General features: G+C 72.8%; 19 protein-coding genes. 2 read left to right on the top strand and 17 right to left on the bottom strand.

Annotation, left to right across the window (positions count from 1 at the left end):
* Positions 1–6 precede the first annotated feature (6 nt).
* The 3 genes from Val02_RS32995 to Val02_RS32985 all read right to left on the bottom strand — a co-directional run bounded on the left by Val02_RS32995 (position 7) and on the right by Val02_RS32985 (position 4,147).
* On the bottom strand, positions 7–2,286 hold the full coding sequence (locus tag Val02_RS32995) for a ComEC/Rec2 family competence protein (RefSeq protein ID WP_203903255.1): 2,280 nt from the start codon (positions 2,284–2,286) through the stop codon (positions 7–9).
* 107 nt (positions 2,287–2,393) lie between these two features.
* The gene (locus Val02_RS32990; protein ID WP_239153508.1) at positions 2,394–3,347 is read right to left on the bottom strand and encodes a ComEA family DNA-binding protein; all 954 of its coding nucleotides are present in this window, start codon (positions 3,345–3,347) and stop codon (positions 2,394–2,396) included.
* An 89-nt stretch (positions 3,348–3,436) separates the two neighbouring features.
* Positions 3,437–4,147 carry a class I SAM-dependent methyltransferase gene (locus tag Val02_RS32985; protein WP_239153524.1) on the bottom strand — a complete coding sequence of 237 codons (711 nt, stop codon included), beginning with the start codon at positions 4,145–4,147 and terminating at the stop codon, positions 3,437–3,439.
* A gap of 179 nt (positions 4,148–4,326) precedes the next feature.
* Here Val02_RS32985 and Val02_RS32980 point away from each other — a divergent pair, with 179 nt between their 5' ends.
* Positions 4,327–4,911 (top strand): TetR/AcrR family transcriptional regulator, encoded by a 585-nt coding sequence (locus tag Val02_RS32980; RefSeq protein WP_203903190.1) that lies wholly within the window; start codon positions 4,327–4,329, stop codon positions 4,909–4,911.
* On the opposite strand, the gene Val02_RS32975 is transcribed toward Val02_RS32980, so the two are convergent.
* The 14 genes from Val02_RS32975 to Val02_RS32910 form a co-directional block, all read right to left on the bottom strand.
* Positions 4,886–5,737, bottom strand: coding sequence for a DegV family protein (locus Val02_RS32975; protein WP_203903189.1), 852 nt, complete (start codon positions 5,735–5,737; stop codon positions 4,886–4,888). The two genes, Val02_RS32980 and Val02_RS32975, sit on opposite strands and share 26 nt — an antisense overlap.
* A 39-nt stretch (positions 5,738–5,776) precedes the next feature.
* Positions 5,777–5,992 carry a hypothetical protein gene (locus Val02_RS32970; RefSeq protein ID WP_203903188.1) on the bottom strand — a complete coding sequence of 72 codons (216 nt, stop codon included), beginning with the start codon at positions 5,990–5,992 and terminating at the stop codon, positions 5,777–5,779.
* Positions 5,993–6,256: 264 nt separating this feature from the next.
* On the bottom strand, positions 6,257–6,853 hold the full coding sequence (locus Val02_RS32965) for a histidine phosphatase family protein (RefSeq protein WP_203903187.1): 597 nt from the start codon (positions 6,851–6,853) through the stop codon (positions 6,257–6,259).
* On the bottom strand, positions 6,850–7,251 hold the full coding sequence (gene rsfS / locus Val02_RS32960) for a ribosome silencing factor (RefSeq protein ID WP_203903186.1): 402 nt from the start codon (positions 7,249–7,251) through the stop codon (positions 6,850–6,852). Before rsfS ends, Val02_RS32965 begins: the two co-directional genes overlap by 4 nt.
* Positions 7,252–7,329: 78 nt before the next feature.
* Positions 7,330–7,929 carry a nicotinate-nucleotide adenylyltransferase gene (gene nadD / locus Val02_RS32955; protein WP_203903185.1) on the bottom strand — a complete coding sequence of 200 codons (600 nt, stop codon included), beginning with the start codon at positions 7,927–7,929 and terminating at the stop codon, positions 7,330–7,332.
* Between the two features lie 15 nt (positions 7,930–7,944).
* A complete protein-coding gene (locus Val02_RS48345; RefSeq protein WP_275415635.1) occupies positions 7,945–8,316 on the bottom strand; it encodes a hypothetical protein in 372 nt (123 codons plus the stop codon).
* 111 nt (positions 8,317–8,427) lie between these two features.
* The gene (locus Val02_RS32945) at positions 8,428–9,594 is read right to left on the bottom strand and encodes a DUF1444 domain-containing protein (protein ID WP_203903184.1); all 1,167 of its coding nucleotides are present in this window, start codon (positions 9,592–9,594) and stop codon (positions 8,428–8,430) included.
* Positions 9,595–9,604: 10 nt separating this feature from the next.
* Positions 9,605–11,164 carry a GTPase ObgE gene (obgE, locus tag Val02_RS32940; protein WP_203903183.1) on the bottom strand — a complete coding sequence of 520 codons (1,560 nt, stop codon included), beginning with the start codon at positions 11,162–11,164 and terminating at the stop codon, positions 9,605–9,607.
* Between the two features lie 78 nt (positions 11,165–11,242).
* On the bottom strand, positions 11,243–11,500 hold the full coding sequence (rpmA, locus tag Val02_RS32935) for a 50S ribosomal protein L27 (RefSeq protein ID WP_203903182.1): 258 nt from the start codon (positions 11,498–11,500) through the stop codon (positions 11,243–11,245).
* A gap of 7 nt (positions 11,501–11,507) precedes the next feature.
* On the bottom strand, positions 11,508–11,822 hold the full coding sequence (gene rplU, locus Val02_RS32930; protein WP_203903181.1) for a 50S ribosomal protein L21: 315 nt from the start codon (positions 11,820–11,822) through the stop codon (positions 11,508–11,510).
* A 173-nt stretch (positions 11,823–11,995) separates the two neighbouring features.
* The gene (locus Val02_RS32925; protein ID WP_203903180.1) at positions 11,996–12,505 is read right to left on the bottom strand and encodes a hypothetical protein; all 510 of its coding nucleotides are present in this window, start codon (positions 12,503–12,505) and stop codon (positions 11,996–11,998) included.
* Between the two features lie 124 nt (positions 12,506–12,629).
* Complete coding sequence (locus Val02_RS32920) at positions 12,630–15,602, bottom strand: Rne/Rng family ribonuclease (protein WP_203903179.1); 2,973 nt, start codon at positions 15,600–15,602, stop codon at positions 12,630–12,632.
* A gap of 122 nt (positions 15,603–15,724) precedes the next feature.
* Complete coding sequence (locus Val02_RS32915) at positions 15,725–16,438, bottom strand: TIGR03936 family radical SAM-associated protein (RefSeq protein WP_203903253.1); 714 nt, start codon at positions 16,436–16,438, stop codon at positions 15,725–15,727.
* A 61-nt stretch (positions 16,439–16,499) separates the two neighbouring features.
* Positions 16,500–18,437 carry a TIGR03960 family B12-binding radical SAM protein gene (locus Val02_RS32910; RefSeq protein WP_203903178.1) on the bottom strand — a complete coding sequence of 646 codons (1,938 nt, stop codon included), beginning with the start codon at positions 18,435–18,437 and terminating at the stop codon, positions 16,500–16,502.
* Between the two features lie 114 nt (positions 18,438–18,551).
* Here Val02_RS32910 and Val02_RS32905 point away from each other — a divergent pair, with 114 nt between their 5' ends.
* Positions 18,552–19,730, top strand: a complete 1,179-nt coding sequence (locus Val02_RS32905; RefSeq protein WP_203903177.1) for a hypothetical protein — start codon at positions 18,552–18,554, stop codon at positions 19,728–19,730.
* Positions 19,731–19,732 lie beyond the last annotated feature (2 nt).

The raw sequence follows: 19,732 nt of genomic DNA, 5'->3' as shown, positions 1-19,732 counted from the left end.
GCCGGCTCATCGCCGTTCCCCCACCATCGCGAGAGCGCCGGCGCGGGTGACGATCGCGATGTCGCCGACCCGGTCGGTCCTCATGATCCGGGCGCCGCGGTGGGCGAGCCGCGCGAGGACGGGACCGTTGGGGTGACCGTAGTCGTTGCCCGCGCCGACCGAGACGAGGACCGCCCCGGCACCGACCGCGTCCAGCATTCCTTTGTCCTGGAACGCGCTGCCGTGATGCGCCAATTTCACGACCTCCGCCCGGACGGCCGGCCCGTAGGCGGTGAGCAGCGCGGACTGCTGCTCGACCTCGGCATCGCCGAGCAGGAGCACGGAGTGCCGGCCCACGGTCGCGGCGAGGATCAGCGAGTTGTTGTTGGGGTCGGAACGGGTGCCGCGCAACGGCTCCGCCAGCCCGAGGCTCCGCACGGCGAGCGATCCCCAGCGTGCCGACCAGTCCGGCGACGCGGCGATCACCGGCACCCGCTTCGATCGCGCGGCCGCGTGCACCGCGGCCCGCCCACCGGCCGGCTCCGGGAACGCCGTCGTGACGACCCCACCCACCGAACGGCCCCGCAGCACACCCTCGACCCCGCCCGTGTGGTCGACGTGGAAGTGCGTGACGGCCAGCATCAGGATCCGGGTCACGCCCAGCCGGCTCAGGCACCGGTCCACGGCGTCCGGTTCGGGTCCGGCGTCGACCACCACCGCGGTGTGCGGCCCGGCGGCGAGCACGGTGGCGTCGCCCTGCCCGACGTCGCACGCCACGACGATCCAGTCCGGCGGCGGCCATCCGCCGACGACCAGCCGAACCGGCACCGCCACCACCGCGACCACCAGCACCACGACGAGCACGACCCGCCGCGCCGAACGCCACCTGCCGGCGACCAGCGCGACGGCCAGCACCCCGCCCAGCAGCAGCCCGCCCCCGGTGCCGTCCGGCCACGGGATCTCACCGGCCGGTGCCTGTGCCCCGTACCGGGCGATCGCCACCAGCCAGCGCGCCGGCCACGACCCCACCCAGGCGAGGAACTCCGCCCCCGAGGGCCACGCGGGCGACAGGATCGCCGCGAGCACCCCGCAGACGGTGGCCGGCGCGACGGCCGGAACGGCCACCAGGTTCGCCGGCATCGAGATCAGGCTCACCACGCCCGACATCCCGGCGATCACCGGCGCGCAGGCCGCCTGCGCCGCGGCCGGAACGGCCAACGCCTCCGCGACGCCGGCCGGCACCCGACGCCGGCGCAGCCCGTCCCGCCACCGGGGCGCCAACACCAGCAGCCCCGACGTGGCCAGCACCGACAGCGCGAACCCGGGGTGCCCGGCCAGTTCGGGATCGACGGCCACGAGCACCACCACCGTGGCGCCGAGCGCGGGCAGGGCGGCGCGTGGCCGTCCGGTCGCCAGGCCGACGAGCGCGATCCCGCCCATGGCCGCCGCGCGCAGCACACTCGGCGACGGCCGCGCCAGGATGACGAACCCGACCAGCGCCAGCACCGACACGACGGCCGCGGTGCGCGGACCGGCCCGCGCGGCGCGGGCGAGCAGCAGCACGGCGCCGACGACGATCGCGCAGTTCGAGCCGCTGACCGCGGTGAGATGCGTGAGCCCGGTGGCGACGAAGTCGTCCTCCAGTCCAGGGTCGAGGCGGCTCGTGTCCCCGATCACCAGCCCGGGCAGCAGCCCGCCCGGTTCGGCCGGCAACGGCGCGCACGCCTTTTGCAGACCGGTGCGCAGCCGACCCGCCGCGCGCTGGTACCACGGCGGGCCGCCGACCGGCTCGGGTGCGGCGCTGACCGACAGCACACCGGCCCGCAGGTCCCCGCCGCGCGACGGCGACAGCCGACCGGTGGCGCGCACGACCTGCCCCGGCAGCAGCCCGCGCCAGCCCGGATCGCTGCCCAGCACCAGAACGCGCGCCGCCGCCCGCACCGGCGGGCCGGCCGCCGCGCGGAAGCTGCGCAGCCGCGCGGCCACCACGTAGGTCGGTTGGCGGCCGGCCACCGCCCGGGCGGCGTGCGGATCGTCGGAGATCACCAACTCGACGTCGACCGTGGCCCGGGCGTGGACGGGTCCGCGCAGTGCGCCGCTGTCGCGTTCGGCCAGGCGGGCAGCGGTCACCGCCGCGCCGAGACACGCCCCGAGCAGAACGGCCGCCGCGACGTGCCGCGCCACCCTGAGCGCCGCCGGCGAACGGCGACCGCGCACCGACAGGACGGCCGTGGCCGCCACCGCCGCCAGCACGGCGCCGACGGTCACCGGGACGGCCGAGCCGTGCAGCCCGGCCAGGGCCGCCATCCACGCCCCGAACGCCCACCCGACGAGCCGCAGATCCGGCCACGGCTCGACCGCCTCCCCGTCGGCACTCACCCGAGGTCCGCCGCGCGACCGGCCGGATCCCCGGCTCACACCGTCACCAGGTCCTTGAGCTGCGCGTACCGCGCCTCCCCCAACCCGTCCACCTTGCGTAACTCATCGACGGAACGGAATCCGCCGTGCTTCGTGCGGTAGTCCAGGATCCGCTGCGCCAGCACCGGCCCCACGCCCGGCAGCGCATCCAACTCGGCGAGCGTGGCGGTGTTCAGATTGAGCGGCCCGCCGCCACCGTCACCGGCGGGCCCCGGCGGCACGGCACCGGGCGGTGGGCTCACCCCGACGGCGAGCATCTCCCCGTCGACCAGCCGCCGAGCGAGATTGAGGAACGACAGGTCGGTACCGGGCAGCACCCCGCCGGCCGCCTCGATCGCATCGGCCACCCGGGAACCCGCCGGCAACGACACGAGGCCCGGCCGGTGCACCCGCCCGGTGACGGAGACGACGACCTCCTTGGCGCCCGGCGCACCGCTGCCGGCCACCGAGGAGACGGCCGCGTCGGGCCCGGCGATGCTCGGCACCGGCTCCACCCGGGGGCGCTGCCACCAGACAATGACCGCCACCACGGCCGCGATGAACGCCACCACGAACGCCAGCGCCTTGACCCCACGCCGCCCCGGATCGAACGCCGCCAAGGCCCGCCGCACCCGCCCGGGGTCGACCGTGGGATCGGTACCCGCACCCGCGCCGTCCGGACCGGGGTCGGGCACGGCCCACGGATCACCGCCGCGCCGGAACGCCCACGGGTCGTCGCCTTCCCGCGCGGACCCCACCGGCTCCGGCGACCCCCGGGTCCAGTAGATGTCCCGCCCATCCGCCACGACACTGTCCACAGTGGACAAAGCCGCCACGCTCGACACCCCGGACGCCACGACGGCCGGAGGCACCACCGCTTCCCCGACCATCCGGGCAAACCGTTGCCGCGCAACCCTTTCCGTCGCCTCGTCAACGCCGTCCGGCCGCCCGTCCCGCTTCCACCAACCCATGCGCCAGACCGTAGAAGCGCACCACCCGCGACCACATCACCCGTCGAAGATCTGTGGACAACCAGATTGGCATGTGGAAAACGGGACAGCTAAAGGGCCGAGGCGGTAACAGCCACCGCCGCGTACCGGGCAACGAACGACCCGCCCATGGCATCGACGGCGTCCCCGATCCCGGCGAGCAGCGCGTCCAAAGTGGACGCCGGCAGCCGGCTGTGCCCGCCCTGCGTGGGCACCACGTCCAACCACTCGTCCCGCGTGTACGTGCGCTCCCAGTCGAACCGCAACCGCACCGGCTCACTGAATCCCCCGGAAGCACCGCCCGACGAACGAATCCCCTCCTCCGCCTTCCGGAACATCACCCCGTACACATCAAGGGCCGACACCGGCTTGTGCATCATCGGCAGCTCGGGCACGAACCGCCGATACAGAGCCACGGTCGCCTCGGCGAGTTCCTCCGGCGGCTGGAGCACGTTCCAGAACAGGGCGAGCAACCCACCCGGCCGCAACACCGAACGCGCCTTGGCAGCCCCCGCCACGGGATCGACCCAGTGCCAGGTCTGCCCGGCCACCACCGCATCGAACGTCCGCCCGCGCGCGTCCCACGTCTCGAACGCCGACACCTCGGCCGTCAGGCCCTGCCGACGCGCGATCTCGACCATCTTCGAATCGACGTCGACCCCGAGCACGTCACACCCGTGCGCCTGAAACTGCCGCGCCGAGATCCCGGTCCCACACCCGACGTCGAGGACCTCGGGACGGGCCCGCGTCGAGGAAGTACGGGAAACCGGGACAGCGGCCACCAGGGCGGAGATCAACGCCTCGGGATAGGTGGGCCGGGCCCGGTCGTACTGCCCGGCAACGGCGCCGAAGGACTCCGCGACGCCGCGAAGCCGATGAGGTTCATGACCAGGACCAGAAGGTAGAGTGGGCACGCGCCCACACTAATGGGCACGCGCCCACTCTTCAACAGGGAGGTAGCGTGCCGACCGGCGTAGCCCTACGTGACGTGCGCGAACAGCTCTTCGACGCCGCCGAGCGCGTGCTCCTGCGGGCCGGCCCGCACGCGCTGACCAGCCGCGCCGTCACCACCGAGGCGGGCGTCGCCAAGGGCGTGCTGCACCGGCACTTCGCCGACTTCGACGCGTTCCTGGCGGAGTTCGTGCTCGATCGGGTGGGGCGGATGGATCGCGGCACCGCCACCCTGCACGAGTCGGCCGGCAGCGGCACCGTCGTCGACAATCTCACCGAGGCGCTGACCGCGCTCTACGCGTCCGCGTCGGTCGCGATCGTCAAGCTGGTCACCGTTCGCGACGGGTTGACCGAGCGGCTACGCCATACCTGGCCCGCCGGGGTCCCGGTCGTCACGGAGGCCATCTCCGCGGTCGCCGACTACCTCTCGAGAGAACGTCACCTCGGCCGCATCGCGGCGACCGTGGACGTGGACACGCTCGCCACGATCCTCATCGGCACGACCCACATGATCTATGTGCACCGCGGCGAGACCCCACCGGATGCGGAGGCGGTGCGCCGGGTCGTGCTCATGGCCGTTCCAGAACAGAAATAACCGCGCACACCAGCCCCGGTCCGGCATGGGCGGCCAGGACGGCACTGACCTCGCCGGTGTAACGGTGCCGCACGTCCAACCGCGCGACCAGCGCGGACAGCACCGCGTCCATCCGCTCCGGGGCCGCCACGTGCTGCACCGCCACGTCGACCCGCGCACCGCCGGCGGCCTCCTCGGCCCGCTCGACGAGCCGCGACAGCGCCCGCGCCGCCGTCCGAACCTTGTCCAGCGGCACCACCACCCCGTCGCGCACCCCGAGGATCGGCTTCACGGCGAGCGCGGTGCCGAGCAGCGCCTGCGGCGCCCCGATCCGCCCGCCCCGCCGCAGAAACTCCAGCGTGTCGACGTAGATGAACGGCGTCGTGCGCCGCATCGCGTCCTCCGCCGCGGCCCGGACGGCAGCCAGCTCGGCACCGGCCCGCGCGGCCTCGACGGCGGCCAGGGCGGGAAACCCCACGCCCATCCCCGCCGAACGGGTGTCGAGCACCTCGACCCGCCCCTCGTACTCGGCGGCGGCGACCGAGGCCGAACCGGCGGTGCCGGAGAGCGCACCCGAGATGTGCACCGACAGGATGCGCTCGGCACCGGCGGCGAAGAGCTTGTCGTAGGTCTCGGCGAACGCGGTGGGCGTCGGCCGCGACGTCGTGACGGGACGCCGCGCGGCCAGCGCCTCGGCGACGTCGGCGGGGGTGTTGTCGCCCTCGAGCCCGCTCCGGCCGTCGATGGCGACGGTCACCGGGACGACGGTGAGTTCGTGGGCGACGTCGGCGGGGAGGGCGGCGGTGGAGTCGGTGACGACAGCGATACGGGGGGTGGAGCCGGCCATGGAGGGACGTTAGCCCAGATCCGTAACGGATTGGCCGCGCTACGCCAGCCGCACCTCGGTCACCTCGAACGGCGTCCCCTGCATGCAGGTCGTCACCATGTCGTTGCGGGCGCGTCCGGTCACGGTGACCGTGCGCCCCGACTTGATCAGCGTCTCGTCGCCGCCGACCAGCAGGTACGTCTGCCCCTTGTCCTTGAGGATCATGCACCCGGGCTCGACGCCCTCCTCGGGCACGCCGGTCAGTGTCGTGCCCACGGGCGCTCCTCCCGGAGAGTTGGTCGGCGCCGGACCCCGCGACGGCTGCGTCGGTCCGGTCGGCTGCGGCGGGAAGGGGTCCTCCGGGGCGGACCGTGACGTGGACGGGGTTGCCGACCCGCTCGGCGCGCTTCCGGCCTGGTCACCGCCCTCACCGGCGCAGCCGGACAGCGCGCCACCGGCCAGGGCGACCACGATCAAGGTTGCGACAGTCAGTACACGCATACCGGGTCAGACGCGAAGCGGCGGTCCGACGTTCCCCCCTCAGCCCACATTGTGGGCCACCAGCCGCCAGCCCGCCTCCGGATGGTGCCGGAGTTCGCTGAAGTGGCAGTTGCCCAGCTCGCCCAGGCTGCGCACGATCGGCTCGGGCCAGCCGAGCAGCGAGCCGATGCCGCGCCGGGCCGCGCCGCCGTGGGTCACGATCACGATCGTGCGGCCGGACTCGCGGTCGACGATCTCGCGCAGCGCCGTGGCCACCCGTTTGGTCAGGTCGTCGATGCTCTCCACGCCGGCCTCGTCGACGTCCTGGCCCTGCCGCCAGCGCGCGAACCCGGCCGGCCACCGTTCCCGAAGCTCCGCACCGGTATGTCCCTGCCACTCACCGTAGTGACGCTCCCGCAGGCGTACGTCGGTGGCGACGGGCAGGCCGGTCACCTCCGCCAGGGCCGCGGCCGTGTGCGCGGCCCGTTGCAGGTCACTGCTGACAATGATCTCGGGGGAACGCCCGGCGAGGCGCAACGCCGCCTCCGCGGCCTGTCGACGGCCCACGTCGGTCAGCGGCACGTCGAGCTGGCCCTGGATGCGGCTCTCGACGTTGGACGCGGTCTGCCCGTGCCGCCACAGCAGCAGCGTGGTCACACGTCCCCTTCGGCGGCCGAGGCCTCCGCGAGATCGCGGTCGACGAACGGGATCACCGGGCAGTCCTTCCACAGCCGGTCGAGGGCGTAGAACTCCCGCTCCTCGGTGTGCTGCACGTGGACCACGATGTCGACGAAGTCCAGCAGCACCCACCGGCCGGTGCGCTCACCCTCCCGCCGGACCGGCTTGGCCTTCTCCGGCAGGGTCAGCAGGCTCTCCTCGATGGCGTCCACGATCGCCATGACCTGGCGTTCGTTGGGCGCCGACGCGAGCAGGAACGCGTCGGTGATGACCAACTGGTCGGCCACGTCGAGGATGACGATCTCCTGCGCCTTCTTGTCGGCGGCCGCCTGCGCGGCGGTCAACGCCAGTTCCACGGCACGCTCGGTTGCGGGCACCCGTATCCCTTCGTAGTCACGTAAAGAATCACATCAACCAGTCCAGCGTCTCACGTCCCACGGACAATGGCCTCAGTGTTAATCCCTGGGCGTATAGAGCCCGCGCTTGGCGATGTACTGCACGACCCCGTCCGGCACCAGGTACCACACCGGTTTACCGGCGGCGACCCGGTCGCGGCAGGCGGTCGAGGAGATCGCCATCGCGGGCACCTCCACCAGGCTGACCGTGTCGGCCGGCAGGTGGTCGTCGGTGAGCTCGAACCCGGGCCGCGTCACCCCCACGAACCGCGCCAGCGTGAACATCTGCGCGGCGTCCTTCCACGACAGGATCTTCTCCAGGGCGTCGGCCCCGGTGATGAAGAACAGCTCCGCGTCGGCCCCGTACGCCCGACGCAGGTCGCGCAGCGTGTCCACGGTGTACGTGGGCCCCTCGCGGTCGACGTCGACCCGGCTCACCTGGAACCGCGGGTTGGACGCGGTGGCGATCACCGTCATCAGATAGCGGTCCTCGGCCGGACTGACCGTGACGTCGCTCTTCTGCCACGGCACACCGGTCGGGACGAACACCACCTCGTCGAGTGCGAACCGGTCCGCCACCTCGCTCGCCGCCACGAGGTGACCGTTGTGGATCGGATCGAAGGTGCCACCCATGATCCCGATACGCCGGCCAGCCTTCATCCGCCGAATCGTAGATCATCCCGCGCGCCGGGCCGTCCGGACGGCATCGCGGCCGGTCAGGAGCGACCGGACGGCGCCCCACCGCTCGACCCGCGGGGCGATCGTGCGCAGCCGCAGCACCAGGTTGACCGCCTCGACGGCCAACGCCTCCGACGCGGGTCGCCACGACGGCCGTGGATCGTCGTCCCCGCTCACGCACACCGGCCGCAGCCCCACCTCCTCCAGATCCCGAACGCCCGACACCAGCGCGTCCGTGAACACCGCCGCCGTCCGGTCGAACCGCACCGTGGCGCAGCACCCCTGCGCACCGTGCTCGACCACCACGTCGTCACACCGCCGGAACAGCGCGGTCAGCTCCGCCAGCGACGGCACACCGACCACCCGCACCCCGAACCGAAAGAGATCAACCCGAAACGATCCGTCCCCGCCCTCCACCACCTCCGAAAAGTACCCACCCCACCCCCACCCCCGGAGGGGCCACCACCCCGGCCACCCCCCTCAAGGGTGAACGGCCCGCTCCCGCAACTTCTCGACCACGTCGATCGGCGGTTCGGGGGCGGAGTGGTAGCGCACGGGTCGGTACTCGACCGCCTCGGAGATCAGCCCCTCGTCGACGATCACGCCCCAGGGCAGGAAGAACGGCTCCTCCTCGCCCTCGACGACGATGCCGACGTAGTCGCCCTGGGGCAGCAGGGTGGGCAGGGCTACGGCCCACGCGGTGACGGTGAAGACGCTGCCGTCGTCCCGCGCGTACAGCTCCAGATTGGCCACGTACTCCGGCACGGGGCTCTCGTCGAGCAGCTCGCGCTGGGCGGCGTACTCACGGGTGGCGAGGAGCCGTTCGGCGCGGCCGAGCAGCACCGCGGCCGGGTGGCCGGGCGGCGCGAGGTAGGGCACGACCCGGCCCACGCCGTCGACCGTGTACCCGACCGGCGACAACCGCCGGGGTGCCTCCAGGTACTCGTCGGCGACCAGTTCGAGCAGGGACTCCATGGCCTCCGGCGCGGCGGCGGTCACGAGCAGCGTGTTGACGTCCGGCACGAACGCCACCGGCGGCCCGCCCACCCGTTCGGCCAGCCCGGCGAGCCAGCCGTCGAGCAGCAGGTGCGACGGCCAGTAGGCGTCCCCGTCGTCGACGAACCGCAGCAGCACCGGCCCGTCGGTCGGATCGGCCTCCGGCAGCACACCCGCGGCGGCGAGGTTGGCCCGCGCGACGGCGAACACCTCCTCGTCGCTCACGCCCCACGTGGCCGTCATCGTGACGGTCACGTACGACATGGACGTCGGCCGGTCCACCACGACGAGTTCGTCCAGGAACGGCTGTGCCGGCCGGCGCAGCACGGTCGGGCGGGTTGCGTCGCTGGTCCGCCCGAACATCGCCCCGCGCAGCACGGGCCGCAGCAGCGGCCGCACGGCGTCCCAGTCCGCGGGCGGCTCCTCGGTGCCGAGCAGCGTGGTGACGTAGCGCCTGATCCGGTCGCCGCGGGTCTCCGGCTCCCGCTCGCACTCGGCGAACAGCGTCGACAGGTACATCCAGACGGGCTGGGCGGCGCCGTTGTCGCGCTGGTACGCCACGGCGAACCGGTCGGCGTCGAACCGGGCGCCGGCAGCGCCCTGAGCCCGCATCTCGGCGAGCACCTCGGCGACGAAATCCCCTGCGTCCACTGATGCGAGACTACCGAGCCGTGTCCGGTTCCGCGTCGTCGGTGGAGTTGTCCACCACGTCGTCATCGAGGTCGTCGTCCCAGACCTCGTCGTCGGCGTCGAGCGTGAAGGCGTCGGCGTCGGCGTCGAGCGCGGGCGCCGGTTCAGCCGCGATCTCCAGGTCCTCGTAGCGCTGCCGCCGCGCCTTGCGGGCGGCGAGGCGTTCGGCGGCCCCGGTCCGCGTGGCCGGTCCCTCGATCCGGTAGTCCGTCCCCCGGCTTCCGGGAACGTAGTCCCGCCCGGCGTACATCGTCGGCTGCCAGTCGAACTCGCGGGCCCCGATGCGCACCGGTGCCCCCGCCTGCGCACCGGCCTTGGCCAGCGCGGCCTCGACACCGAGGCGGGCAAGCCGGTCGGCGAGGTACCCGACGGCCTCGTCGTTGTCGAAGTTCGTCTGCCGGACCCAGCGTTCGGGGCGCGGGCCGCGCACCACCCAGACGCCCTCGTCGTCCTGCGCCACGGTGAACCCGTCGTCGTCGACGGCCACCGGACGGATCACGATGCGGGTGCGCTCCGGCGGGGGCGCCGCGGCCCGGTGCGCCTCGACGGCGTTCGCCATGGCGTACATCAGCTCGCGCAGGCCCTCGCGCGTCGCGGCGCTCACCTCGAACACCGGCCAGCCCCGCTTGTCGAGATCCGCGCGCACCATCTCGGCGAGGGCCCGCCCGTCGGGCACGTCGACCTTGTTGAGCGCGACGATGCGGGGCCGGTCCGCGAGGCCGCCGTAGGCGGACAGCTCGGCCTCGATGGCGTCGATGTCCGACAGCGGGTCGCGTTCGGTCTCCAGCGCGGCGGTGTCCACGACGTGCACCAGCACCGCACAACGCTCGATGTGCCGCAGGAACTCCAGCCCGAGCCCCTTGCCCTCGGCCGCCCCGGCGATCAGCCCCGGAACGTCCGCCACGGTGAACGTGTGATCGTCGATGCGCACGACGCCGAGGTTCGGCACCAGCGTGGTGAACGGGTAGTCCGCGATCTTCGGCCGCGCGGCGGACATCACGGCGATCAGCGACGACTTGCCGGCCGACGGATAGCCGACCAGCCCCACGTCGGCGACGCTCTTCAGCACCAGAACGGCGTCGAGGGCGTCGCCGGGCTCACCGAGTTCGGCGAAGCCGGGCGCCTTGCGGCGGGTGCTCGCGAGGGCCGCGTTGCCGCGCCCGCCCCGGCCGCCCCGCGCCAGGACATAGGTCGTGCCCTCGCCCACGAGGTCGGCGAGCACCTCCCCGTCGGGGGTCTGCACGACGGTGCCGTCGGGCACCCGCAGCACCAGGTCGGCGCCCTTGGCACCGTCCTTGTCGTCGCCCTGCCCACCCTTGCCGTTCTCCGCCTTGGCGTGCGGCCGGAAGCGGAAGTCCAGCAGCGTGTGCACGCCCGGGTCGACGACGAGCACGACATCGCCGCCGTGGCCGCCGTCGCCGCCGTCGGGGCCGCCGAACGGCTTGAACTTCTCGCGATGGATGGAGACGCAGCCGTGCCCGCCGTTACCGGCCTGGGCGTGCACCACCACCCGGTCGACGAAGCTGGTCATATGTGCCTCCGAGCCAAAAAACAGAAACGGCGGGTGGAGCCGCTCAGGCCCCTACCCGCCGTCAGGAAAAACCGTGTGTCAGTTCTCCACCGGAACGATGCTGACGGTCTTGCGACCGCGCTTCGTGCCGAAGGTGACGGCGCCCGGCGCCAGCGCGAACAGCGTGTCGTCGCCGCCCCGCCCGACCAGCTCGCCCGGGTGGAACTTGGTGCCGCGCTGGCGAATGATGATCTCGCCGGCGCTGACGACCTGCCCGCCGAAGCGCTTCACCCCGAGGCGCTGGGCAGCGGAGTCGCGACCGTTGCGGGAGCTGGACGCACCCTTTTTGTGTGCCATCGCCTGCCTACTTTCCGGACGAGATGCCGGTGACCTTCACCTGGGTCAGCGGCTGACGGTGACCCTGGCGCTTGTGGTACCCGGTCTTGTTCTTGAACTTGTGGATCCGAATCTTCGGACCCTTGGTGTGCGCGACGACCTCGGCGTCGACGGTGGCACCGGCAAGGGCCTTCGCGTCGGTCACGAGGTTGTCGCCGTCGACCAACAGCACCGCGGTCAGGGTCAGCGCGTCGCCCGGCGCACCGGCGAGCTTCTCGACCTCGATCACGTCACCCTCGGCGACCTTGTACTGCTTGCCGCCGGTCTTGACGATCGCGTACATCGGGCGCGTGCTCCTGTCCTGCGGGCTTACAACGGGGAGTTGCGTGGGCGCACCGATCAGGCACGCAGCAACGTGGCGCACGGAAATGCGCCGCAGGCAAGAGTACGCCATCGACACGCCGTAACCCAAACCGGCCGGCCCCAGACGGGGACCGGCCGGCGCGCGAACGGGGTTCAGCCGCAGATCTGGGAGACCTTCTCGGTGGCGGCCTCGATCTCGGGAGTGTTGAGATCCTGCAGCTTGGTCAGGTCGGCAGCCGTGTTGATCTGGCTGTTGAGCTTCTCCAGCCCCTGCGAGTACTGCTTCAGGGCGCTCTTCAGCTCCGGGTTGGTGGCCTTCTCCGACTGGATGAGCATGCCGGCCGACCACTCGGCGAACAGCGTCTTGATCGCCGCGACGGCGGCCGCTTCCCCGCCACCGCCCTGGACGGCCTTGACGACCTCCTCGCCGAACTTCTTCGTCGACTGCGCCACCAGCGCCTCGGTGTCGTCGCAGATCTGCTTGTCCGCGGCGGAGGCCGGCCCGCCGGAGGTGCCGGTGCCCGGAGTGCCGCTGGCACCGGATCCGGAACCGGCGCTCGCGGAGGGGCCGGACGCACTGCCCGAACCGTTGGTGTCCGTACAACCGGCACCGGTCAGCAGCAGCACCGCCAGTGCCGCTCCGGCCAGTATGCGTCGCTTCACGCCAAAACTCCTCGCTCGACCAGGGGTGCGGCCGGGTGACCGCGCCGGGCTACGGCCTGTCTGCACGGCCTCGGACATTGATACCCGAACCGCCCCCATCGCATTCACGAGAAGCGTGTCGCACCTATGGGCGTGTCCTCCTGCGCACCCCGCCGCGACGCGTGCGCCGCCGCAGTTCGCCTCCGGTCTCCGGCGCGTCGCCGTCGTACTCGTCGGTGTCGGCGGCGGTCACCGGGTCGGCGTCGACGTCGTCCGGTTCGGCCGGCTCGCCGTCGCCGACGACCGCGTCCGTGATCACCTCGACGTCCTCGTTCTCCGTCTCGGCCTCGTCCTCCACGGCCACGGCCGGCCCGCCGGATCCACGGCGGCCGCGGCGCCGGCCCGAACGGCCGCCCTCGTCCGACTCACCGCCCCGCGCGGAGGGCTGCTGTGCGGGCTGCGCGGGGCGGCGGTCGCCCACCGGCTCGGGGTGGATGATCAGCCCGCGCCCCTTGCAGTGCTCACAGGTCTCGCTGAACGCCTCCAGCAGCCCCTGCCCCACCCGCTTGCGGGTCATCTGGACGAGGCCGAGCGACGTGATCTCGGTGACCTGGTGCTTCGTCCGGTCGCGGCCCAGGCACTCGGTGAGCCGGCGCAGCACCAGGTCGCGGTTGGACTCCAGCACCATGTCGATGAAGTCGATGACGATGATCCCGCCGAGGTCGCGCAGCCGCAGCTGGCGAACGATCTCCTCGGCCGCCTCGAGGTTGTTGCGCGTGACGGTCTCTTCGAGGTTGCCGCCGGCACCGGTGTACTTGCCGGTGTTGACGTCGATGACCGTCATCGCCTCGGTGCGGTCGATGACGAGGCTGCCGCCCGAGGGCAGGAACACCTTCCGGTCGAGCGCCTTCATCAGCTGCTCGTCGATCCGCTTCTCGGCGAAGACGTCGTTGACACCGGTGTGCCGGCGCAGACGTTCGACCAGGTCGGGTGAGACGTGCTCCAGGTACGGCGCGACCATCTCGTAGGCCCGCTCGCCCTGCACCACCAGATCGCGGAAGTCCTCGTTGAACAGGTCGCGCACGACCCGGATCGCCAGGTCCGGCTCCTCGTACAGCAGCGACGGGGCGCTGGCCGACTGCGACCGCTTGTGGATCTCCTCCCACTGCGCCTGCAGCCGCGTCACGTCGCGTTCGAGCTCGTCCTCGGAGGCGCCCTCGGCGGCGGTACGCACGATCACGCCGGCGCCGTCGGGAACGAGGTTCTTGAGGATGTCGCGCAGCCGCTTGCGTTCGACGTCGGAGAGCTTGCGGCTGATCCCGGAGGCGTTGCCGTGCGGCACGTACACGAGGTGCCGGCCGGAGAGGGCGATGTGGCTGGTCAGCCGCGCGCCCTTGGTGCCGATCGGGTCCTTGGTGACCTGCACCAGCACCGGGTCGCCGGACTTCAGCGCCTGCTCGATCGTGCGGGTGCGTCCCTCGAGACCGGTGGCGTCCCAGTTGACCTCGCCGGCGTACAGGACGGCGTTGCGCCCGCGCCCGATGTCGACGAACGCCGCCTCCATGCTGGGCAGCACGTTCTGGACGCGGCCGAGGTAGACGTTGCCGACCATGGTGGCGGCGCTGGCGCGGGTCACGTAGTGCTCGACGAGGATGTCGTCCTCGAGCACGGCGATCTGCGTGCGGTCGCCCTTCTGGCGGATCACCATCTCCCGGTCGACCGCCTCGCGCCGGGCCAGGAACTCGGCCTCGCTGAGGATCGGCGGCCGGGTGCGCCGCTGCTCGCGCCCGTCCCGCCGGCGCTGCCGCTTGGCCTCCAGCCGGGTCGAGCCGCTGACGCCCTGCACCTCGTCGCGGGCGGCCCGCGGTTCGCGGATCTTGACGACCACACCGGGCTCGGCGTCGGCCGGCTCGGAGTCGGCCGCACCCTTGCGACGGCGGCGACGGCGGCGCCGGGTCAGCTGTTCGCCGGACTCGTCGTCCTCCTCGTCGTCGCCGTCGGCGGCCTCGGGCTCCTCGGCCTCGGCGGCCGCCGGCTCCTCCGACTCGTCGTCGATGCCGCCGCGGCCGCGTCCCCGCCCGCGGCGTCCGCGCCGGCGCCGGCGGCGGTTGCCGTTCTCGTCCTCGTCGTCGTCCTCGTCGGCGTCCGCCTCGACCGCTTCCGGCTCGGCCTCCTCGACGACCTCGGGCTCGGGCTCGGCCGTGCGCTTCCCGCGCCGCCGCCGGCTGCGGGTGGTCGGTTCCTCGGCGGTTTCCGGGGGAACGTCGGAAGCCTCGGCGGCCGGCTGTGCCGCCTCTGCGCGCGCCCGGTCGGCGACCCGGGCCGCCTCGACCTCGGCCTCGGTGGGCGCCATGAACAGCACCGTGGTCGCCACGGCACGACGCCGCCGCCCGGTGGTGGGCGCGGCGGGTGCCTCCCCCTGACCGGCCTCGCCGGCAGCTCCGACGGCCACCGCGCCGGCCGGCGCGGAGTCGCTGGATGTGGAGTCGGTGGATGTGGAGGCGGTGGGAGCGGGAGCGATCGGGCCGGAGGTGGCGTCCGTCACGGGAGCCGCCCCGCCGGTCACGACCCGCGCGCGTCCCACGGCCGGGACGGCGGCCCCGGTCACCCCGGCGGGAGTCGTCGCACCCACGGCCGGCGCGTCGGCGCCCGCTTCGGTCTCCTCCTCCTCGTCGAGGACGGCGTCCGGGTCGGCCGGCTCGACGATCTCGGCGACCGGCTCCTCGACGGGCGCGACCTCGACGACCTCCGCCTTCGTGCGGCGGCGGCGCGTGCGGGTCGGCGCGGGCTCGGGAAGATCGGCGGGAACCTGCTCGATCACCCCGTCCGCCACGGACACGCCGGATTCGCCCGTTGCGTCCGCGAACGGCACCGGTTCCGCGACGGCGGCGGTCGCCTTCGTCGCGCGTCGCCGGGTGCGGGGCGCCGGGGCCACGGCCTCGCCGGAGGGTTCGGCGGCGGGGTCGCCGGTCGGCTCGGTGGCCTTGACGGCGCGTCGGCGCGTGCGCCGGACGGGCTCGGTGGTCAGGGCCGGATCGGTAATGGATTCACTATTCGTGTCGGCCTCGGGCTGCGCCTGCGCGCCGCCCGGGTGGCCGCTCAACTCGTTGTCGAGCATTCCGGACGTTCTCCAGTTCTGGCACTCCCGGGCGCGTAATAACGCAGCCGCACGGGGGCGCCGTTTGCGTACCGACGACGCGCCCACGGGTAGCGGTGCGCCGCCGAAGTCTGCCCACCCCGTCAGGCCGACGGGGCGCCGATGGCGGTAGGCCGATCCGCCGCGAATGGATCGAGGATCTCACCCTGCGTGGTCAGCAGGCCCTGGGCCAGCCGGGTCGCCCGAGGAGGGGCCGGCGGCTCCAGGTCGGCGACCACGCGAAGGCCGGCCAGGACGTCATCGGGCCGTACGGTCGGACTTACCTGCCGTACGACAAGGTCGAGTATCGCACACGGTACGACCCCGACCCCTGTAGGTGCCGGAACCGCGACCGCCGACACGACGGCCGCGCGCACGTCAACGGTGCGCATGCCCTGCTTGGTGAGGCGTTCGATCATGACCTCGTCGGCGGCCACGAACGCCTCCACGGCGAGTCGCAGCACGTCGTCGGCGAGCCCCGGCAGCTCCACCCGCCAGCGGCCGGCATCGATGCGATCGGCCAGCGAGCCACCCGGCGACTCGACGGCCTCCACGACGTCGAGCCCCGGGGAGAGCGCCGCGTCGAGCGCGCGCATCAGGTCGTTCAGGTCGACCGGCTCACGCAGGCCGATCTCCAGGTACTCCGCCTCGCTGGCCACCCCGGTGGGGGCCGCCGACGCGTAGGAGACCTTCGGGTGCGGGCTGAACCCCTGCGAGTACGCGATCGGCACGCCGGCGCGGTGGATCGCCCGTTCGAACGCCCGCGCGAAGTCGCGGTGCGAGGTGAAGCGCAGCGGCCCCCGCTTGGTGTAGCGCAGCCGCACCCGCTGGACGATCGGCGCCTGGCCGCCCTCCGGCTGGTTCTTGGGACGGCCCACGTCAGACCTTCAATCCGGGCTTGACGGTCAGCGGGAGCAGCTTCTTGCCGGTGGGGCCGATCTGGATCTCGGTGTCCATGCTCGGGCACACGCCGCAGTCGAAGCACGGCGTCCAGCGGCAGTCGTCCTGCTCGTACTCGGACATGGCGTCCTGCCAGTCCTGCCAGAGCCACTCCTTGTCCAGCCCCGAGTCGAGGTGGTCCCAGGGCAGGACCTCGGCCTCCTCGCGTTCCCGGGTGGTGAACCAGTCCAGGTCGACCCCGAACTGCGGCAGCACCTCGGCCGCCGAGTCGACCCAGCGCGCGAACGAGAAGTGCTCCGACCAGCCGTCGAAGCGCCCACCGTTCTCCCACACCTTGCGGATGACGGCACCCACCCGGCGGTCGCCGCGCGACAGCAACCCCTCGATCAGCGACGGCTCTCCGTCGTGATACCGGTAGCCGATGGCCCGGCCGAGCGACCGGTCGGCGTTGATGGCCTGCTTGAGCAGCCGGAGCCGGTGGTCGATGGTCTCCGGCGTGTCCATGCCGGCCCACTGGAACGGCGTGTGCGGCTTCGGCACGAAGCCACCGATCGACACGGTGCAGCGGATGTCCTTGGAGCCGGTCGCGGCGCGTCCCGCGCGGATCACCTCGTGCGCCATGTCGGCGATCTCGAGAACGTCCTCGTCGGTCTCCGTCGGCAGGCCGCACATGAAGTACAGCTTCACCTGGCGCCAGCCGTTGGTGTACGCGGTGACGACGGTGCGGATCAGGTCTTCCTTCGACACCATCTTGTTGATGACCTTGCGGATCCGCTCCGAGCCGCCCTCCGGGGCGAACGTCAACCCGGTGCGCCGGCCGTTGCGGGACAGCTCCTGGGCCAGCTCGATGTTGAACGCGTCCACCCGGGTCGACGGCAGCGACAGCGACACGTTGGTGTCGGCGTACTGCTGGGCCAGGCCGGAGCACATGTCGCCGATCTCCGAGTGGTCGGCGCTGGACAGCGACAGCAGCCCCACCTCGGTGAACCCGCTGAACTCCAGCCCCTCCTTCACCATCTGGCCGACGGTGGTGATCGAGCGTTCGCGGACCGGGCGGGTGATCATGCCCGCCTGGCAGAACCGGCACCCCCGCGTGCAGCCGCGGAAGATCTCGACGGCGTACCGCTCGTGCACGGTCTCGGCGAGCGGCACCAGCGGCTTCTTCGGGTACGGCCAGTCGTCGAGGTTCATGGTGGTGCGCTTGTGCACCCGGAACGGCACGTCCGCCCGGTTGGGCACGACCCGCTGGATGCGCCCGTCGGGCAGGTAGTCGACGTCGTAGAAGCGCGGCACGTACACGCTCTCGGTGCGGGCCAGCCGCAGCAGCAGCTCGTCGCGGCCGCCCGGGCAGCCCTCGGCCTTCCACTCCCGCACGATCGCCGTGATCTCCAGGACCGCCTCCTCGCCGTCACCGAGCACGGCGGCGTCGATGAAGTCGGCGATCGGCTCCGGGTTGAACGACGCGTGCCCGCCGGCGAGCACCACGGGATGCGTTTCGTCACGATCCCGCGACAAAAGGGGGATCTTGGCGAGGTCGAGCGCGGTCAGCATGTTGGTGTAGCCGAGCTCGGTCGAGAACGAGATCCCGAACAGGTCGAACGCCCCCACCGGCCGGTGCGCGTCGACGCTGAACTGCGGCACGCCGTGCTCCCGCATCAGCGCCTCGAGGTCCGGCCACACCGCGTAGGTGCGCTCGGCGAGCACGTCCGGCTGCTCGTTGAGGACCTCGTAGAGGATCTGAACGCCCTGGTTGGGCAACCCCACCTCGTAGGCGTCCGGGTACATCAGCACCCATCGGACGGCGGCCGCGTCCCACTCCTTGACGACGGCTCCCAGCTCGCCGCCGACGTACTGGATCGGCTTGCTGATCCGCGGGAGCAGCGCTTCCAGCTGCGGGTAGACACTCGCGACACTCACGCTTCGTCAGGGTACGCGCGGTACCGGCCGTTGCTAAATCGACTTCCGCGCCGCCCGGTCCGTTGGAAGACCCGAACTACCCTCGAAGGAACGCGACGAAGGGGGCGATCCGCCATGGCGCACCAGGAGCGGCCGGACCTACCGGCTGCCCCGGTCACTCCGGCGATGCCGGGAGGCGCGTTCGACGACGACGACTCTCCCACCACCCAGATCCACCCACGGCCACCGGCGTGGACCGGCTCCGCGGCCGTTCCCGAGCGGCCGGCCGACGACGAGGACACCCGGCACGACACGCTGGACCTGCCGGCCCGCGAGCGGCGGCCCGGGTTCCTGGAGCGGTGGGGCTTCCGCCAGCGGCGGGACGCCGAGCCGCAGGTCGGCGCGCCACCGACGAGTGGCCCGCCGACCAGTGGGCCGCCGCACCCCGGACAGTGGCAGGGGTACCCGCCGCACGCCTACGGTGCGCCGCCGGGGCACCCGGGCCACGGCTACCCGCCGGCGGGCTACGGGCCGCCGCCGGGCTACCCGCCCCCGGGACACGCCGGCTACGGGCCGCAGGGCCATGCCGGCTACGGGCCGCAGGGCCACGCGGGCTACGGACCCCAGGGACACCCGGGCCACGGGCCGCAGGGGGCCACCGGGGCGCCCGCGCGCCGTGGGCGGTTCGGCCGCCGGCCGCAGCAACAGCGACCGGCGGGCTACGGGCCGCCCGGCGGCTACGGGCCGCCTCCCCCGCCGCGGCGCCGGAGCCGGTTCCCGTTCAAGACGGTGACGTTCCTGGCGCTCACGGTGGCGTGCTGCGGCGGCATCATCGGCTGGGCCCGGCCGTTCGTCGACGAGTACCCGGCGAGCATCTCCGCCGGCGCGGCGGTGCCGGGCCTCACGCCGACCACCGACGCCGCGCGCCGCAAGGCCGCCGAGGAGCTGGCCGGGGTGATCGAGGCCGACCAGCTGGACGAGAAGTCGTTCCCCCTGATCTGGAACGACAACAACAAGCGCGCGGTCACCGTGGCCGCGACCACCCGCTTCGTCCAGAACCCGGGCAAGGATCTCGACGCCCGCTTCGGCGAGCTGACCGAACGGCTCAAGCTCGGCGCGCCCACCAAGGTCGACCCGGGTCCGCTCGCCGGCCAGATGCGCTGCGCCGCCGGGAGCAGCGGCGGGCGGGACGCCGCGGTCTGCGGCTGGGCCGACCACGGCTCGCTCGCGGTGGGTGTCTTCCCGGGCCGCTCCACCAACGAGGCGGCGGAGCTGCTGCGCACGATCCGCTCCAGCGTCCTGCAGCGCGACTGAAC

Origin of the sequence: Virgisporangium aliadipatigenens, assembly GCF_016863615.1 — a bacterium.
GTDB lineage: Bacteria > Actinomycetota > Actinomycetes > Mycobacteriales > Micromonosporaceae > Virgisporangium > Virgisporangium aliadipatigenens.
The sequence above is the reverse complement of the archived record's forward strand: the minus strand, read 5'-3'. Positions and strand labels throughout refer to the sequence as shown.

Coding starts and splice junctions, on each gene's coding strand:
- Val02_RS32995 (WP_203903255.1), bottom strand. CDS start 2,286: ATGGCGGCCCTGGCCGGGCTGCACGGCTCGGCCGTCCCGGTGACCGTC.
- Val02_RS32990 (WP_239153508.1), bottom strand. CDS start 3,347: ATGGGTTGGTGGAAGCGGGACGGGCGGCCGGACGGCGTTGACGAGGCG.
- Val02_RS32975 (WP_203903189.1), bottom strand. CDS start 5,737: ATGGCCGGCTCCACCCCCCGTATCGCTGTCGTCACCGACTCCACCGCC.
- nadD (WP_203903185.1), bottom strand. CDS start 7,929: ATGAAGGCTGGCCGGCGTATCGGGATCATGGGTGGCACCTTCGATCCG.
- obgE (WP_203903183.1), bottom strand. CDS start 11,164: ATGACCAGCTTCGTCGACCGGGTGGTGGTGCACGCCCAGGCCGGTAAC.
- rpmA (WP_203903182.1), bottom strand. CDS start 11,500: ATGGCACACAAAAAGGGTGCGTCCAGCTCCCGCAACGGTCGCGACTCC.
- rplU (WP_203903181.1), bottom strand. CDS start 11,822: ATGTACGCGATCGTCAAGACCGGCGGCAAGCAGTACAAGGTCGCCGAG.
- Val02_RS32920 (WP_203903179.1), bottom strand. CDS start 15,602: ATGCTCGACAACGAGTTGAGCGGCCACCCGGGCGGCGCGCAGGCGCAG.
- Val02_RS32905 (WP_203903177.1), top strand. CDS start 18,552: ATGGCGCACCAGGAGCGGCCGGACCTACCGGCTGCCCCGGTCACTCCG.